Raw genomic sequence first — 16,633 nt, forward strand, 5'->3', positions numbered from 1 at the left:
GCACTTGTGGCGCCGAGGGGTTGTATACGAGCGACCAGGCGCATTCTGAAACCGACGCACGTGTTTGCGCCCCGGCATCATCTGCCGCGGCTTGCCGATCAGGTGGGTCTTGAAACCATCGTTGCATGCACCAGGCCCTCGAAACCGGACCTGGCCCACTGCCGGGCCAGCCAGACGGCAGCCCCGGCAATGGGCTGCCATCCGGCATGGCCAGGGGGCAAAGCGCGACTGAATTCAGTCGGTAGACTGCACCGCCTCGGTGTCGGCGGCGGGGGCCGGAGCCTGGGCCTGGGCCTTTGACTTCGCACGATTGCGTCGGTCCTGGCTGCGTTGCCGCGCAGCTTGCTGCTTGGCATGCAGCGCCTGAGCGGCGGTCACGGTACCTGCAGCCTGACCGTTGAGGTCAAGGCGCGGTGCATTCTCCACCATGCTCGCCCAGTATCGAGCGCCACGGCACCAGGTCGAAATGCCCAGTTTGAGCTGTTCGCGGGTCAGCCCAAGCAGCTCCAGGTGTTGCTCGGCATCCTTGAAAATGCCCTCCTTGAGCGGCACCTTGGGGGCCGGGTTGACCGGGAAAGCCAAGGGAAAATGCTTCTGCAGTGGCCAGATCGCTGCCACCGCCGGGTCCATCTCGCGCGGCTTCGCCTGCGGGGGCGACTTGCGCTTGGGCGGTTTCGCGCTATCGGCCTTTACCTGCCCTTTTTCCGCCCGCAGGCGGTCTCGTAGCTCAGCTAGTTGTTCAAAACCCATTGTTCATTCACTGCTTCGAAGTTGATTGCGTGGTGCAAGGATACCCCATGCAGCCAGCACATTGCTTGCAGGCCAACTTTCCCGGCTAGCCGAGGCACAACGCACATGCCTGTACGACGGCCTTCAGCTGAACACCCAAAGCACGCGTGTGGGCTTGTCGGTCAGGTTGGCGTAACGAAAACGGGCGTGAGGTTGCAGCTGAAAACTGTCATTGGCGTGTAGCGTGACCGGCTCAGCATCGCCCAACCACACGGTCAGTTCGCCTTCGAGCACGAAGCAGCCCTGCTCCGAGCTGTCGTCCAGGTACTCCTCGCCACTGCTGGCCCCCGGCTGCAAATGGCTATCGAGCATGGAGAACGCGCCCGTTATCGAGGGCGATGCCAGCACATCGGTGATGCCACCCGCCAGGTGCAGCGTGCGACGCTCGTGCGGGCGGGTGACCCAGTCGAGCTCGCGGGGTTTGTCCAGCTTGTAGAAGTAGGCTGTCGAAACACCGAGCTCTTCGCTGATGGCTGTGAGGTCGGCCACGGTCGGGCGTGATACGCCGCGTTCGACCTGGGACAGAAAGCCCACCGAACGGCCGATGCGCTGTGCAAGCTCGCCCAGTGTCAGGCCCTTGAACTTGCGCAGGTCGCGAATCAGTACTGCCAGGCCTTCGATTTCTTCGTGCACTTTCATGGTTGAATCGCGACTTTCAGACGGGAAATGGATGCCCGGAAAAGTACAGGATTCATTTCACAAAGCAAAATGCTTTGCGGGAGGTGCCGGAGGCGAGATGTACGATTGAGGCACCGATCGAGCACCGCACGGGCGGCGCTCGATCTCACAGGTGCTGAGAACAGCTAACCAAGCGTTCTGCCCTTACCGAACAGCCTCATAGGTCAGGTCCAGGCACTTGCGGGCTTTCTCCACCAGCTCGTCGATCTCTTCGACACTGATCACCAGCGGTGGCGCGATGATCATGGTGTCGCCCACCGCGCGCATGATCAGGCCGTTGTCGAAGCAGTGCTGGCGACAGATCATGCCGACACCTTTGCCTTCATGACGGGCCCGGGTGGCCTTGTCTTTCACCAACTCGATCGCCCCGAGCATACCCAGGCCGCGCACTTCGCCTACCAGCGGGTGGTCGGCCAGTTCGCGCAGGCGTTGCTGCAGATGAGGCGCGGTTTTATCGTGCACCTGCTGGATGATCTGCTCGTCGCGCAGGATCCGCAGGTTCTCCAGGCCCACCGCTGCCGCCACCGGGTGGCCGGAATAGGTAAAACCGTGGTTGAAGTCGCCGCCTTCGCTGATGACCTTGGCCACCTCGTCACGCACGATCACCCCACCCATGGGGATGTAGCCGGAGGTCAGGCCCTTGGCGATGGTCATCAGGTCAGGCTTGAGGTCGTAGTAATCGGTGCCGAACCACTCACCGGTACGGCCGAACCCGCAGATCACTTCGTCGGCGACGAAGAGGATGTCGTACCTGGCCAGGATTTCCTTGATCTTCGGCCAGTACGTCTGCGGCGGAATGATCACGCCACCGGCGCCCTGGATCGGCTCGGCGATGAAAGCGGCAACGTTGTCCACGCCAATTTCGAGGATCTTCTTCTCCAATTGCTCGGCCGCCCACACGCCGAAGTCGGCCTCGGTCATGTCGCCGCCTTCGCCGAACCAGTATGGCTGCGGGATGTGCACGACATCCGGGATCACCCCGCCCTGCTGGTGCATGCCACTCATGCCACCCAACGCTGCGCCCGCCACGGTAGAGCCGTGGTAGCCGTTGATACGGCCAATAATGACCTTCTTGTTCTTCTGGCCCTTCAGCGCCCAGTAATGGCGGACCATGCGCACCACGGTGTCGTTGCCTTCGGAGCCGGAGCCAGTGAAGAACACGTGGTTCATGCCTTGCGGGGCCACCTCGGCGATGGCCTTGGCCAGCTCCAGCGCAGGCGGGTGCGCGGTCTGGAAGAACAGGTTGTAGTAAGGCAGCTGCTTCATCTGCTGGCTGGCGACCTCGGCCAGCTCATCGCGGCCATACCCGACTGCCACGCACCACAGGCCGGCCATGCCATCGAGAATCTTGTTGCCCTCGCTGTCCCACAGGTACACGCCCTTGGCCGAGGTGATGATGCGCGGGCCTTTCTCGGCCAGTTGCCTGACATCACTGAACGGGGCCAGGTGATGGTCGCGGCTCATGGTTTGCCAGGCAAGGGTCTGCGAATTCTGTTCACTCATTGACTTCACTCCATCAAGTTTCGCAGCCATGCTGCGAGGGTACTTTTTACAGGTGGGAAAGGTCGCTGCTCAGGCAGACAGCAACAGCCTCTGACGCAGGACCGAGCGATGCCGGCAGGCCTTGCCAAAGGACTGGAAGATGGCCAGGTAATGTGGGTTATCCATGACCTGGAACTCGGGGTGCCATTGCACGGCCAGGGCAAAACCCTTGCTGTTTTCGACCGAAACCGCTTCCACCAGGCCATCGGGCGCCAGCGCTTCCACCCTCAGCCCGGGGGCCAATACGTCGATGCCTTGGCCGTGGATGGAATTGACGTCGAATATCGCCGGCAAGCCCATGCGGTCGAGCATGCCGCCAGGCTCTACATGAAGCGTGTGGCGCGGCCCATATTGCTTGTCGAGGGGCTCATCCTTGCCTTCGCGGTGGTCCATGAACATGCCGGTCTCGTGGACCTTCTGGTGCAGGGTGCCACCCAGCGCCACGTTCATTTCCTGGAAGCCACGGCAAATGCCGAGTATCGGTACGCCGGCGGCGATGGCCGCGCGCATCAGCGGCAACGTGGTGGCATCGCGCAGAGGGTCGTGATGGGTGCCCGCAGCACTGGCCGGGCCGTTGTAGTGGTGCGGCTCGATGTTGGACGGCGAACCGGTGAAGATCAGCCCATCCACCACATCGAGAATATCGGCGCTGTCCATCAGCTCACCGAGGCTGGGAATGACGATGGGCAGCCCACACGCTGCCTTGGCTGCCGCGCGCGCGTACTTTTCGCTGATGGTCTGGGTTGCATGCAGCCCAATCATGCTGGTGCATGCGGTAATGCCAATCACGGGCACACGTGGCATATCTTCCTCCGGCAAATCCATATTGCGCGTTGTATTGAAACGGTAGAAAGGGAGCGTGCAGCGTCGCTGCACCTACAGGAACCAGCGGTATTCGCGGGCATCGATGTGGTGCATGAAGTCCAGTTGCTCCTGGTATTTGTTTTCGCAATAGACCATCACGAACTCGCTGCCCAGGCCTTCGTTGACCACTGGGTGGTGACGCATGGCGGCCAAGGCGCTGAGGGCATCCTTGGGGAAGTCGATGCCGCTCTGGCGGTTGTCGTTCAGCGGGGCGATGGGCTCCACGCCGCGGTCCAGGCCATGCTCCATCCCGGTCAAAATGGCCGCCAGTACCAGATACGGGTTGGCGTCGGCGCCAGCTAGACGGTGCTCGATGCGCAGGTTGCGCGGGTCGGACTCGGGGATGCGGATGCACGCGTCACGGTCTTCGAACCCCCAGCTGGCCTTGCTCGCCGCGTTGACCATGGCGCCATAACGTCGGTATGCATTGTGGTTGGGGGCAAAGATCGGCATGCAGTGCGGCAGCAGTTCCAGGCAGCCTGCCACCGCATGGCGCAGCTTGCGCTGTTCACTTCCCGCCAGGAGGTTATTGCCGGCAGCGTCGTACAGGCTGACGTGCACATGCATGCCGCTGCCTGGCGCGTCCAGGTAGGGCTTGCTCATGAAGCTGGCACGGTAACCGTGCTTCATCGCGATACCGCGGGTACTGCGGCAGAACAGTGCCGACCAGTCCGCCGCACTGAGGGCATCGTCGCTGTGCGAGAAGTTGATCTCGAACTGGCCTGGGCCCAGCTCTGCGGTGATGACGTTCGCCGGCACGCCCTGCTCGTTGGCGCCGTCGACCATCTCGTGCAGGACCGACGAGAAGCGCGACAGCCGCTCGATGTGCATGTTCGGCTGATCGTCTTCATCCCCGGTTGCCGTGTCGCGTGGATACTGTGGCAGGCCGTTATCAAGCTTGCGGTCGAACAGGTAGAACTCCAGTTCGAATGCCACCACCGGGCGGATGCCACGTTTGGCCAGACGCTGAAGCACACGCGCCAGCACTTCACGGGGCTCGAACTCGATCGGCTTTGCGGTGCCGTCGGACGTGATCAGCATCTGGGCGATCACTTCCTTTTCCCAGCGCACCGGCTTCAGCGTACCCGGCACCAGGCGCCGGGCGGCATCCGGGTCGCCATCGGCGAAGCAATAGTCCCCAATCGGGTAAAGGCCGCCCTGGGTACCCAGCAGCACGCAGTTCTGCGGCAGCTTCAGTGGCGCACCGGCTGCGACTTTTTCCAGCATGTCCATGGGGTAGCGCTTGCCGTAGAAGTGCCCGGGAATGTCCAGGGCAATCAGGTCGACATAGCGAATTGCCGGGTGTTCTGCTCGGAACGAGCGCACTTCAGCCAGCAGATCCGGAAAGATGACACTCATCTTCTTATCCTTGTGAGGTGAACGAATTCAATTGAAGACCCAGAGCACACGGGTGGCTTTGTCCGTCAGGTTGGCGTAACGGAACGGCGCATGGGGTTGCAGCTGGAAGCAGTCGTTGGCCTGCAGGGTCACGGCATCGCCCTGGTCCAGCCACACCGTGAGTTCGCCCTCGAGCACGAAACAGCCCTGCTCGGAACGGTCGCTCAAGTACGCTTCCCCACTGGTGGCGCCCGGCTCGAGATGGCTGTCGAGCATGGCGAAGGCGCCTGTGATGGTCGGCGAAGCCAGCACGTCGGTGATGCCCGATTCCAGGTACAGCGTGCGCCGCTCGTTAGGGCGCGTGACCCAGCCAATGCTGCGGGGCTTGCTCAGGTTGTAGAAGTACGCGGTTGATACGCCGAGCGCTTCGCTGATAGCGGTGAGGTCTGCCACGGTCGGGCGCGAAACGCCGCGCTCGACCTGGGAGAGAAAACCCACCGAACGGTTGATGCGCCCGGCCAGTTCACCCAAGGTCAGGTTCTTGAATTTGCGCAGGTCGTGAATAAGGATCGCGAGGGCTTCAACCTCTTCGTGCATCTTCATCGTTTCGGACTGCCGTGAAATTTTTAGACTTATTTTTCATGAAAATTTACATGAAAATTTTCACGCGTCAAGCCAAACGATGGAAATGTGCAGCCGCCAGCAGAGGGCTTGCTGCGCAGCGTGCCGGATTGGCTGCGGTGGCGCGGGTTTCTTTACAGGCGCTCGGCGAGTAGCCTCGTGGCTTAATCCTCCAGCCCGACCACGTCCATCGCCATGCCAAACGGTTTCCCTGATTTGCCCTCGCTCAATGCGCTACGTGTGTTCGAAGTGGTTGCCCGCCACCTGAATTTCCGCCTGGCCGCCGAAGAGCTGGGGGTGACCCAGGCGGCAGTGGCACAACAGATACGCGGGCTGGAAGCGAGCCTGGACCTTCGTTTGTTCGAGCGCCTGCCCCGGGGCCTGGCACTGACCGATGCGGGCCTGGGCTACAGCGGCAGCATTCGCAGTGCCTTGGCGATGATCGATGAGGCAACCCGCCTGCTGCGGCCACAGGCGTCTCACCTGACGGTCAGCGTGACACCGACCTTTGCCTCCAAATGGCTCATTCCCCGGCTGGGCCGCTTTGCGCAAAGCCATCCGGACATCGATTTACGTGTACTGGCCACCGATCGGCTGTCCCACTTCAATACTGACGGCGTGGATATCGCAGTCCGCTATGGCAAGCCCGACTTCGGTGCGGGTTTGAACAGCGAACTGTTGATGGACGAGCGTATCGTCGCCGTGGCCAGCCCAACGCTGTTCGAAGCCGGCAAAGCCCCCGCCAGCTTCGAGCAGCTTCAAGCGTTCACCCTGCTTCACGATGCCCATGATTTCTGGCCTCGGTACCTCGCACAACTGTTCCCGCAGCACGGGCAAGCGACTGCCAAAAACCTGCGGTTCAATCAGACCTCATTGGCCATCGATGCGGCCATCAGTGGTCAGGGTATTGCTTTGGCAAGCGTGGCGTTCGTCAGTGATGACATCGTCGCGGGCAGGTTGACCCAGGTCTTCGCTCAGCAGCTCAGGCTCGATAAGGCGTTCTATCTTGTGTGGCCACGAAAGATGCAGCAGCCGGAGTCGCTAGGCATTGTCCGGCGCTGGTTCAAGCAACAAACAGGCAATAGTTAATCTACTGCATCAGTAAAGTTTAACTGTCTCCCTAGCCGCCACTTCTACTGCTAATTTTAGTGCTTCCAGGCAATCATCGATTCGCATTACGGAGGCAGCATGTCAGTAGAAAAAGTTGCGATCATCACAGCAGGTGGCAGTGGCATGGGCGCGGCAGCGGCACAGCGCCTGGCCGCTGACGGGTTCAAGGTTGGCATCCTTTCCTCCTCGGGCAAGGGCGAAGCACTGGCTGCCGAGCTTGGCGGTGTGGGTGTAACAGGTAGCAACCAGTCGGTTGAGGACCTAAAACGCCTGGTCGATGCCGTGGTGGAAAAGTGGGGGCGCATCGACGTGCTAGTCAATAGCGCCGGCCATGGTCCGCGCGCGCCAATCCTGGAAATCAGCGACGAAGACTGGCACAAGGGCATGGACACCTATCTGCTCAACGTCATCCGCCCGACGCGCCTGGTAACGCCCTACATGCAGCGCCAGAAAGGGGGCGTGATCATCAACATTTCCACCGCCTGGGCGTTCGAGCCGATTGAGCTGTTCCCGACGTCTGCAGTGTTCCGCTCGGGCCTGGCCGCATTCACCAAAATCTTCGCCGACCAATTCGCGGGGGACAACGTGAGGATCAACAACGTCCTCCCCGGCTGGATCGACAGCCTGCCAGCCACCGAACAGCGCCGCGACAGCGTGCCGCTCAAACGCTATGGCACCCGCGAAGAAATTGCCGCCACCATCGCGTTTCTCGCCAGCGAAGGCGCTGCCTACATCACCGGGCAGAACATCAAGGTCGATGGCGGCGTGACACATAGCGTTTGATTGTCTGTCGGCCCGCAGACCAGTCGACTGAGCAGGCCAAGGCGTTTACGCTGGCGCTTTCCCACCTGCACGGAAGCGCCAATGACAGAGACATACCAAGGAAGCTGCTTGTGCGCAGCAGTCTCTTACCTGCTACTCACCCCACCCAAGGCAGTGAGCCACTGCCACTGCAGCCGGTGCCGCAAAAGTCACGGCGCCGCATTCGCTTCGTACGGCAGCATTCCGCGCGGTATGCTGCGAATACTGCGCGGCGCTGCCAGCATCAAGGCCTTCTCTTCATCACCGACGGTTACGCGCGAGTTCTGCACGGAGTGCGGCTCGACCTTGTTCTGGTCACGCGCCCAGGGTGAGTTTGCCGACTGGATTTCGATAGCGCTGGGAACGCTTGATACGCCGTTCCTGCCCAGGAAGCAGAAACATGTTCACGTCGACGCCGCTGCCCCTTGGTACTCTCCCTGCAACCCTGACTGATCACCCAGCGCAGGACCAATAGAGCAATCACGGCTAGGCACCTCAGTGCCTGAACAACGGATGCTAGCGCTTACCGCACCTTCCAGAGATTCCGTTCGTTGACTGACTCACAGCACAACCCGAGCTACATGAAACGGTTCGAAACCGTGCTTGCCTACATCGACAGCCACCTCGAAGGTGACCTGTCGGTGAATGCCTTGAGCCGCATCGCCAACTTCTCGACGTTTCACTTCCATCGGCAGTTCACGGCCTACATGGGCGTTCCGGTTTCACGGTATGTGCAACTGATGATACTTCGACGCGCAGCACATCAACTGGTCGCCTCGCCCGCGACGCCCATACTGGAGGCCGCATTCGGCGCCGGGTTCGAAAGCCCCGAAGCCTTTGCCAGAGCGTTCAGGCGCGCCTTCGGCATGGCGCCGAGCGCGTTCGCCAAGGCGCCGAACTGGCAGGCCTGGAGTGCGGTATTCAATGTTCCTCACCGTTCCAGGAGTATCACCATGCAGATCCGTATCGTGCATTTCGCCCAAACCCGCGTGGCCGCGCTCGAACACCAGGGGCCGCCCGGTCTGGTCAGCGAAAGCGTCGCGCGTTTTCGCCAATGGCGCATGCAAAGCGGCCAGTCGCCTGTGACCAGCAGCCGTACTTTCGGTATCCCCTACGACAACCCCGACACCACCCCGGCCCACGCCTTTCGCTTTGCCGTGTGCGGCGAGATAGACGAGGCGGTGCAGCCCAACGATTTCGGCGTGCATGAACGGGTTATACCGGCAGGGCGTTGTGCCGTGATTCGACATACCGGCTCGCCTGACTACATTGGCGAAACCATCTACCCGCTTTATCGTGACTGGCTGCCATCGAGCAACGAAGAACTGCGTGATCATCCGTTGTTCTTTCATTACCTGAGCGTCTATCCGGAAACACCACTGGAGCAATGGCAAACGGACATCTACGTGCCGCTGAAGTAGACGGCTGGGCCATGGGTAGCGGGCGTAGCCAACTTGGCCGGCCCAGGCGCATGGCCGGGCAACCGGGCCGGGGATCAGATACGTACCCTGGATGCCTCGCCATGCGTCTGGAGGCGTGTTTGCTTGCGATAAAAGGCGTGGATAGCCCACACCACCCCTACGAACAACAAGGCTGTACCAAGCGCTTCCATAGGAGACGGCCAGCGTTGGTTGATGAGCAGGCCCATCGTAGTTGCATAAATGGTCCCGCTGGCGATCAATTGCCCGCTCAGCGCCAGCGGAAGACGCCGCGTTGCGATTGACCATGCCCAGGCACCTGCAAGGGTGGCCCCCAACCCCTGAATCAGCCCACAGACGATCAGCGCCTGAGTACCTGCCAAACCGCTCGGATGGCTAGCGAAATGAGACAGTTTCAAGTGCAGCCCAACCGGAATGAACGCCAGCATTTCGACGCTGCACATGAAGATCAACATGGCTGACCACAACATGGGAGACATGCTTGGGCGCCGAGCCAACGCACTTTCATTCAACAGGCCAAAACCGGTCCAGAATGCGATTGCCAGCAACGATGCAAACAGCCCAAGCAGTAACGACGCGGTCGGGAGCACTACCGCCGCACGGCTAGCATCAAACACGCTCAGATTGACCAGGCTGATGCCTAGGGCCGCCACCAGCAGTGGCCCGGCAATGGCGCGCCAAGGCACGCTGGCGCTGCGCATGTTGCCGGCAATCGCGAGCACGATCGGTACTGACCCCATCATCACCGGGGGGATCACCGGCCCGGCTGCCAAAACCGCAGTGGTGATCAGGAAGAAGTAGCCAATGTATCCCAAGAAGCCCAGCAGTGCGGCACAGGCCCAGTCATTCAGTCGCAATTGCCGCACTTCGCTGCGGTAAGCGAACAGCACCAGCAGGCTACCTAACCCGGCAAAGGCATAGCTCACCACCGCCAGGTCAAAAAGGCTGTAGTCGCCGACCAGCCCCGGAAAGATATAGAGCAGCGACCAGGAAAAAGTGGCGGCAATGGCCGCTAACAAGCCCAGGGTCATACGCTGTGCCCCTGCCGTTGGATCCAGCAATGAGCTATTTGCCGGGCAGTGTCGAAAACCCGCATGTCCTGGCCCATCGCACCGCTGACAAAACTGCCCTCCAGCAAGATAAACAACCCTTGGGCAACTGCGTCAGGGTCGTTTATACCGGCGCTCATGGCCAAGGCAGCAAGGTTTTCGCGTATCCCTTGCTTATGCCGGCTCACTGCCAAATGCACGGGGTGGCTGAACTGGGGGAATTCAGCCGCACTGTTAACGAACAGGCACCCCCGCTCGCTATCTTTCAAAAGAAAGCGTTCATACAAATCGAAAAAAGCGAGCATGCCACTGACCGGCTCAGGATGCCCAGCCAGGGTGCGCGCTACCTCTTCACGCCAGCGTCGGTCACGCTCCTCAAGGCACGCCACTATCAGCGCATCCTTGGAGGGGAAATGGCTGTAGAGCGTCATTTTGGTAACGCCCGCCATCGCGGCAATGGCCGTTACCCCCGTCACGTATAAACCTTGCGAGAGAAACAGCTTCATCGCGGCATCAATCAAGCGCTCACGGGTATTGTCCAATTCAAGGCACTCCGGCAAAGGCACGGAGTTGACTATACTGACCGGTAAGATTCAGGCGCATCCAGATACGACCTGAAGCATGGTCGCTACGACACCGAGCGCAGCAGCAAAACGCAGGCCTGGTCAATCAGAAACTTGCTACGCCAGCTAAGCGCCCCTGCACTTCGGATGCGAATCTGGGCTGTGCACCTGATCGTGCCGTCTACCTTCTTGCGAAACACCGCTTGGCCCAACGGGTCATGACCATGCCGGTGGAAACTGTGTTTACCGAGATCAATCCCACCCCGTGCTGACTCGCTGGTGGTGATGATCTCCAAAACAAAACACCCTGCGAAAGCTTAGCCCTCGCAGGGTGTGGGGGTGACCCTTTCAATTAGCCCGGCCTACGCTGAGCTTACGTGCACGCTAAAGCCGGTACTGCATGGATGCGGGCAAATCATCGATCATTTTTTGAAGAAGACCCGACAGCATTGCTGAGGCCTTTAGAATTATGATCGCCTGGCGTCGTTCGAGAGATGGCCGTGGACTTGGCCAAACCGCGAGTGTCCTTGGAGTGAGCGACACCCGAGGTGGTGGTGCCATGACCGTTGTCGCTGTTGCGCGAGCCTCCATAATGATTGCCGCTTACTCCATGATCGCGTGTCGCCTTTCCAGCGTGATCACTTCCAAGGCCCTTCCCGCTTCCACTATGCCCTCCCATGCCACCGCCATGTCCGGCGCCGTTTCCACCACCATGTCCGCCGCCACCGCCATGACCACCGCCACCGCCGCCACCGCCGCCCTTGGCATAAGCGGAACTGATAGGGGAGATATCGGCGGGCAAGAATGCCGTCATTCCGAGTGCCAATGCACAAGCAAAGACAGCAACCAAAGGTTTTCTCATTTTTGTTCGGCTCCGGAGACGCGAGTGGATAGCTAAAGTGCGGGTTGGACCTGACACAGACACCAAAGTTCTCGCATTCCGACAGGCTGCCTGGGAAACGCCGATCACGTTTTCCCGAGCGCGTAGTAAGCAAAATCTCGACCGCGCCAGTCCATTTTTCGGCCGCTAGCGCAGCGTTCAATAACTATCGGCGCCCAATCAAAAGGTTCGACAGCGCAAACAACGTGGTCAGTTGTGCAGTGTTCTTGGCCAAGCCACGAAAGCGAGTCTTCACATAACCGAACTGGCGCTTGAGCGGACGACTATGTCAGCACAGGTAGTCTGCCCCGTCCTGACGTGTTCGGAGAATCCTCAGCCAACCAAGCAGGGCCGAGCCCGCCAGTGCTAACAGCCCTTGAGGTTCCGCCTTGCTATTGGCGTACCACACCGTCAGGATGGATGCTTCATCAGGCTTAAGGAGAGAGCCGTGTTTCCCATGAGCGTGTGGTTCGCCTATACCGCCGCCTGCGTGCTGTTGGTGCTGGCACCGGGCCCTGACAACTTGTTGGCCATTGGTCGCGGTCTCAGCCAGGGTAAAGTCGCAGCGGCTGTATCCGGCATGGCGTCAGGCGCAGGCATTCTGTTTCACGTTGCAGCCGCTTCGTTAGGCTTGACCCTACTGATGCAAACCTCGGTGCTCGCATTTTGGGTGATCAAGCTCATTGGTGCCGGCTATCTGCTCTGGCTAGGGATCAAGGTTCTGCGCGCTCGTAGCCTGATAAGCTTTCAGCCGGCGTCCAGGCAATCTCTGTCCAGCATTTTTCTGACCGGTCTGCTGTCGGCTGCGCTCAACCCCAAGCCAGGTTTGTTCGTGCTGGCGTTCATTCCCCAATTCGTCGACCCCGCACGCGGGTCGGTCAGTGTGCAGATGATGGTTTACGGCCTGTGGTTCGCTGCACTCACTGCATTGGGGTTTGCCTTGATGGGCATTTTCGCCACGGGGCTGTCTCGCTACCTGTATCGGCGGCCACGGCTGGTGAATGGGCTGAACGTGGGCGCAGGCCTCACCTTCGTCGCGTCTGGCGTTTCGATTGCGGCGTTGAGCCAGAGATAGCAAGCAGGAAAAGGCGGCGGAGCTGCATATGAGCCCCGCACTTCATCACGATGCAGAAGCCTCGTCGGCCAGCTTCGCATGGGTGTTCAGTTCCTCAGAGATGAAGGCCGAAATCATCGCCCGATAGACCTGCTCCACCACCTCAGCCGAGGCACCGGTTTCGTCAGCCATCTCACGAACCTTCTTGATCACTTGCTCGACCCGGGCAGGCGCACGCACATCATCGGTGGTTTTCTTGAAGCCTGCTGCTTGCGTTACGAGCCTTCCACGTTTGGCGAGAAGCGAAACGAGGCTGCGGTCGATTTCATCAATCCGTTGACGGACTTCGTCCAGAGAGGTGCAAGGTACATCCATTTGCTTGACTTCCTTTTCATGAGCCTGCGCTGGATTGAAGCAGGCTGTCGTGGGTGATCGGGTCGTGCAGTGTAGCTGCTATGCCAGGTCTGCTTAACGCGCCTCAGAGGGTGTAACGCCGCAGGGATATTCCAATCCATTTCGAATAACCAACTCACGCCTGCGTGGCGCAGATCGCGAAAATGCAGATCCTCCACACGAACCATCTTTCGCACAGGCTCAAGCAGCCTGCTGGCGGGCGAAGGTTTGGGGCTCTTGGTAGACCAGGACATCCTTTTTCTTGAGGTGGATCTGGACGGGATAGATAAACGTCCAATCGGCCTTTTTCCTTGCTCTGATCGTTGCCATGATTCCCGGTGGTACGAGCATGATTGGCGGAGGCCATTCCGGCTATTTGTCCGGTCTGGGCTATTTCAGGGAGACTCCCGGTGCATCATCCCGGGAGCGTCGATGTTGACCTTGCCCCCTTGGCATAGGCGGTCAGCACTTCTTCACGGGCCGCCATTCGCTTCAGATAACCGGCCACATTGGGCAATGTCTGGATATCCACCTGCAATTGAGCGTGGATGCGCAGCCAGGGATAGATGGCCATGTCGGCAATCGAGTACATCCGAGCAATGAAATCGCGTCCGGCCAAAGCCTTTTCCACTGTGCTGAACAAATGGACGGTTTGTTCCTGATAGCGCGATCTTGCGTACTCGTTGCCTTCGGCCTCTTGATGAATGAAGTGATAGTTCTGCCCGGCCATCGGCCCCAGGCTGCTGATTTGCCAGGCCAGCCAGTGGAGCACCGCATAGCGCTCAGGCCCTACGCACGGTAGGAATCGCAAGTGCTTTTCCGCCAGATATTGAAGGATAGCTCCGGACTCGGGCAGGATCAGCGCCTGATCGTGATCGACCAACAACGGGATCTTTCGGTGGATTGTCAGGCGGGCGAAGTCCGGCTGGTGTTGTTCACCCTGCGCCAGGTTTATCCGACGGATCCGGTAAGGCACGCCAAGCGCCTCTAGCATGATCAGGATCTTGTGACCATTGGCCGTCGGCGCGAAATAAAGTGTGTACATGGATACGGCTCGCAAAAACCAATCAGTGGCGGGAGGGGCAATCGGCGCGGTTGAGCCCGGCCCGTTCCGCCAGGGCTCAGGCAATCGGATAACGCTTGAACAGATCGGTCTGTTCCAGGCGGGCCGCATGGGCATTGATGGCCGGGAAATCGCTGGCCTTGACTACATCGGGCAGCATCAACTGCATGAACGACCAGGCCACCGCACAAGTGACCTCAACCTGGTCTGGGCGCACCCCGTGCGACGCTTGTGCCGCCAATTGTTTGTCCAACTCCGCGCACGCCGCCAGCAACTGCCGGGTGACGCGTTCGACCCAGGGCTGATGAAGCTTTTCCGCCGGTCGAAGATTGTGTTCATAGACGATCTGGACGGTCTTCTCGCATGCCGCCAGCGCCAGCCCCAATGTACTCAAAGCTCTGGCCAGCGCCTGCGGTTGACTTGGCAATAGCTTGCTCCCGGGTGAGCTGAGGGTCTCGAAATAATCGATGATCAGCGTCGAGTCCATCAGTACGGAGCCGTCATCGAGCAGCAGAGTCGGCGCTTTGACCACCGGATTGATCCTCGAAAACTCTTCGAATGTGCTGAACACCGACAGTGGGGCATGTTCGAACTCGATGCCTAGAAGGTCCAGGGATATAGCTACCCGGCGAACGTAAGGTGAATCCAGCATCCCAATGAGTTTCATCGATAGTTTCCTTGATTGATGTTGATCTCTAATGCCGTTGTCTGGCGTTTGAACAGCAGGGGAACGGATACGCCGGGTGCTGCTTCTGTGCCCTGACTGGCTCCAGTTGCAGAAGACCTTCCCCATCAATCAGCGCTAGCCCGACAGACAATTTCACGCGCTCGCCGGGGCCAATCGCGAAGTCGACACCGTCCGCGCTGATCCAATGCTTGCCGCTCACCGCACGCGTGTAGATGTCGTGAGTAAACCGCACCGAAACCCATTGCGCGCTGGTCAGTGAAATCTGCAACCACTGGTGGTCTTCACAGTCAGGATTACCCGTTGTCATTTGCCGTGCTCCCCACGCACCGTCTATGGCTCCATTCCTCTTGCCAGTCGAAGACTTTACCGTCACTTACATTAATGAGAGCCTTGCCACTTATAAATCAGTTTTTTTTTCCACTATTTGTAAGAAATACTTACATGTCGAATATTCCTCCAATCACCTGCCTACGCTGCTTCGAATCGGTTGCAAGGCTGGGGCGCGTCACCGCAGCCGCCAAAGAACTGCATGTCACCCATTCGGCCATCAGCCAGCAGATCAAGGTGTTGGAAGAGATGATCGGCGTCACCCTGTTCGTCCGTGAGGGACGGGGTCTGCGGGTCAGTGAGGACGGACGACTGTATGCCTTGCAGATCCGCGAATGCTTGGGCGGAATCGCCGAAGCCACGCGACTGATCAAGACGCAACCCAAGTCAACGGAACTGGTGGTCGCCGTTCTCCCTTCGTTCGGATTCAGCTGGTTGTTGCCCCGCTTGCCACGTTTCCAGCAATTACAGCCGCATATCAGCGTCCGGCTACAGGCCAATCTGGCGCTATCGGACCTGACGCGGGAATCTGTCGACGTAGGGATCCGCATGGGCAAGGGCGACTGGGACGGGGTGGAGCAGCATCTGCTCTTTCATGACGAGACGTTGGTGGTTGCCGCTCCGCACTTCAACGGCGGGGTGCTACCACAGACCCCTGAAGAGATCATCAGCAGCAACATTGTTTTCAACATGGAATCATGGCAACCGTGGTGTCAAGCGGCCGGGCTGGATAGGGAAGTCCCACGCATCGGCCTGTGCAGCAACGACTCCAACCTGGTGCTTCAAGCCGTGCGCTTAGGCCAGGGGATCGCCCTGGAGCGCCGCAGCCTTGTGCACGACGCGATCCAACGAGGGGAGTTGGTGCAACTCTCCCCCGTGATCGCTCCCTATCCCTACCCGTATTGGCTGGTATTACCCAACCGCGAGCGTTCAGAAACAAAGCAGCAGGTGTTCTCAAGTTGGCTGACACATGAGGTCGCTGAATATCTGAACAAACTGGATCATGGCAGCAAGACGGTCCGATGATGGCCGATTGTTGCCCTTGCCAAGGGGCTGCTAACCGACCCGGAGCGGACGGTCATGGCATTGGGTTCGGTGGGGGCCTTAAGGTGTTCGTCATGAGGTTTTTGGTGGTTATCAGACCGAGCGCCGCCCGCGCGGCGCATCGCGAGCTGGCGCTCGCTCCTACGTTTTTTCGGGCCAATTGTTCCTGAGGATTTTGCACGCGAACGTCTTGGCGCATGGCTGGGTATCGCGTCGTACAAACCAGGCGGGTCTGCCGCTTCGTCCTACCCAGCGGCCGGGCTTTCTCGGCTTCCAACAGGTAGCGATCAATCATGGCCTTGATTGCGTGCCATCCACGGTTGGCCCGCTCGATGGCACCATGCTCTGCCAACTCTGTCTCTCGTCGCTTCGCCCAAGCCTGCGCTGCCT

Annotated in this window: 20 protein-coding genes and 2 pseudogenes; 7 read left to right on the forward strand and 15 right to left on the reverse strand. The window is 59.7% G+C overall.

Annotation, left to right across the window (positions count from 1 at the left end):
* Positions 1-234: 234 nt before the first annotated feature.
* From GST84_17835 to GST84_17860, 6 genes are all read right to left on the reverse strand, one after another.
* A complete protein-coding gene (locus GST84_17835; GenBank protein XGB14089.1) occupies positions 235-750 on the reverse strand; it encodes a ProQ activator of osmoprotectant transporter prop in 516 nt (171 codons plus the stop codon).
* 123 nt (positions 751-873) lie between these two features.
* Positions 874-1,428 (reverse strand): cupin domain-containing protein, encoded by a 555-nt coding sequence (locus GST84_17840; protein XGB14090.1) that lies wholly within the window; start codon positions 1,426-1,428, stop codon positions 874-876.
* A gap of 183 nt (positions 1,429-1,611) precedes the next feature.
* Positions 1,612-2,970: an aminotransferase class III-fold pyridoxal phosphate-dependent enzyme gene (locus GST84_17845; protein ID XGB14091.1), complete on the reverse strand. Its 1,359-nt coding sequence runs from the start codon at positions 2,968-2,970 to the stop codon at positions 1,612-1,614.
* A 69-nt stretch (positions 2,971-3,039) separates the two neighbouring features.
* A complete protein-coding gene (locus GST84_17850) occupies positions 3,040-3,813 on the reverse strand; it encodes a gamma-glutamyl-gamma-aminobutyrate hydrolase family protein (protein XGB14092.1) in 774 nt (257 codons plus the stop codon).
* Between the two features lie 72 nt (positions 3,814-3,885).
* Positions 3,886-5,232 carry a glutamine synthetase gene (locus GST84_17855; protein ID XGB14093.1) on the reverse strand — a complete coding sequence of 449 codons (1,347 nt, stop codon included), beginning with the start codon at positions 5,230-5,232 and terminating at the stop codon, positions 3,886-3,888.
* A 27-nt stretch (positions 5,233-5,259) separates the two neighbouring features.
* Complete coding sequence (locus tag GST84_17860; GenBank protein XGB14094.1) at positions 5,260-5,814, reverse strand: cupin domain-containing protein; 555 nt, start codon at positions 5,812-5,814, stop codon at positions 5,260-5,262.
* Between the two features lie 14 nt (positions 5,815-5,828).
* Here GST84_17860 and GST84_17865 point away from each other — a divergent pair, with 14 nt between their 5' ends.
* The 5 genes from GST84_17865 (at position 5,829) to GST84_17885 (ending at position 9,164) form a co-directional block, all read left to right on the forward strand.
* Complete coding sequence (locus tag GST84_17865) at positions 5,829-5,987, forward strand: hypothetical protein (protein ID XGB14095.1); 159 nt, start codon at positions 5,829-5,831, stop codon at positions 5,985-5,987.
* 40 nt (positions 5,988-6,027) lie between these two features.
* Positions 6,028-6,921 (forward strand): LysR family transcriptional regulator, encoded by an 894-nt coding sequence (locus tag GST84_17870; protein ID XGB14096.1) that lies wholly within the window; start codon positions 6,028-6,030, stop codon positions 6,919-6,921.
* A 99-nt stretch (positions 6,922-7,020) separates the two neighbouring features.
* Positions 7,021-7,725, forward strand: a complete 705-nt coding sequence (locus GST84_17875) for an SDR family oxidoreductase (GenBank protein ID XGB14097.1) — start codon at positions 7,021-7,023, stop codon at positions 7,723-7,725.
* An 81-nt stretch (positions 7,726-7,806) separates the two neighbouring features.
* A complete protein-coding gene (locus GST84_17880; protein ID XGB14098.1) occupies positions 7,807-8,196 on the forward strand; it encodes a GFA family protein in 390 nt (129 codons plus the stop codon).
* Positions 8,197-8,324: 128 nt separating this feature from the next.
* Positions 8,325-9,164, forward strand: coding sequence for a helix-turn-helix domain-containing protein (locus GST84_17885; protein XGB14099.1), 840 nt, complete (start codon positions 8,325-8,327; stop codon positions 9,162-9,164).
* A 74-nt stretch (positions 9,165-9,238) separates the two neighbouring features.
* Here the strand turns inward: GST84_17885 and GST84_17890 are convergent, their stop codons facing one another.
* The 5 genes and pseudogenes from GST84_17890 to GST84_17910 all read right to left on the reverse strand — a co-directional run bounded on the left by GST84_17890 (position 9,239) and on the right by GST84_17910 (position 11,957).
* Positions 9,239-10,213 carry an EamA/RhaT family transporter gene (locus tag GST84_17890; GenBank protein ID XGB14100.1) on the reverse strand — a complete coding sequence of 325 codons (975 nt, stop codon included), beginning with the start codon at positions 10,211-10,213 and terminating at the stop codon, positions 9,239-9,241.
* Positions 10,210-10,773 carry a TetR family transcriptional regulator gene (locus tag GST84_17895; protein ID XGB14101.1) on the reverse strand — a complete coding sequence of 188 codons (564 nt, stop codon included), beginning with the start codon at positions 10,771-10,773 and terminating at the stop codon, positions 10,210-10,212. The genes GST84_17890 and GST84_17895 overlap by 4 nt, the downstream gene beginning before the upstream one ends.
* 203 nt (positions 10,774-10,976) lie before the next feature.
* Positions 10,977-11,081 (reverse strand): annotated as a pseudogene (locus GST84_17900) (IS110 family transposase).
* A gap of 128 nt (positions 11,082-11,209) precedes the next feature.
* Positions 11,210-11,656 carry a hypothetical protein gene (locus GST84_17905; protein XGB14102.1) on the reverse strand — a complete coding sequence of 149 codons (447 nt, stop codon included), beginning with the start codon at positions 11,654-11,656 and terminating at the stop codon, positions 11,210-11,212.
* A gap of 184 nt (positions 11,657-11,840) precedes the next feature.
* A pseudogene (locus GST84_17910) lies at positions 11,841-11,957 on the reverse strand (IS5/IS1182 family transposase).
* 174 nt (positions 11,958-12,131) lie between these two features.
* Here GST84_17910 and GST84_17915 point away from each other — a divergent pair.
* The gene (locus tag GST84_17915; GenBank protein ID XGB15800.1) at positions 12,132-12,749 is read left to right on the forward strand and encodes a LysE family transporter; all 618 of its coding nucleotides are present in this window, start codon (positions 12,132-12,134) and stop codon (positions 12,747-12,749) included.
* A gap of 45 nt (positions 12,750-12,794) precedes the next feature.
* Here the strand turns inward: GST84_17915 and GST84_17920 are convergent, their stop codons facing one another.
* The 4 genes from GST84_17920 to GST84_17935 form a co-directional block, all read right to left on the reverse strand.
* A complete protein-coding gene (locus GST84_17920) occupies positions 12,795-13,103 on the reverse strand; it encodes a chorismate mutase (GenBank protein ID XGB14103.1) in 309 nt (102 codons plus the stop codon).
* 433 nt (positions 13,104-13,536) lie between these two features.
* On the reverse strand, positions 13,537-14,166 hold the full coding sequence (locus GST84_17925; protein ID XGB14104.1) for a glutathione S-transferase: 630 nt from the start codon (positions 14,164-14,166) through the stop codon (positions 13,537-13,539).
* 76 nt (positions 14,167-14,242) lie between these two features.
* On the reverse strand, positions 14,243-14,851 hold the full coding sequence (locus tag GST84_17930; protein ID XGB14105.1) for a glutathione S-transferase: 609 nt from the start codon (positions 14,849-14,851) through the stop codon (positions 14,243-14,245).
* A gap of 28 nt (positions 14,852-14,879) precedes the next feature.
* Complete coding sequence (locus tag GST84_17935) at positions 14,880-15,179, reverse strand: hypothetical protein (GenBank protein ID XGB14106.1); 300 nt, start codon at positions 15,177-15,179, stop codon at positions 14,880-14,882.
* 134 nt (positions 15,180-15,313) lie between these two features.
* Between GST84_17935 and GST84_17940 the strand changes: the two genes are divergently transcribed.
* Complete coding sequence (locus GST84_17940) at positions 15,314-16,225, forward strand: LysR family transcriptional regulator (GenBank protein XGB14107.1); 912 nt, start codon at positions 15,314-15,316, stop codon at positions 16,223-16,225.
* Positions 16,226-16,633: the final 408 nt, after the last annotated feature.

The organism is Pseudomonas putida (genome assembly GCA_041879295.1).
GTDB lineage: Bacteria > Pseudomonadota > Gammaproteobacteria > Pseudomonadales > Pseudomonadaceae > Aquipseudomonas > Aquipseudomonas putida_Y.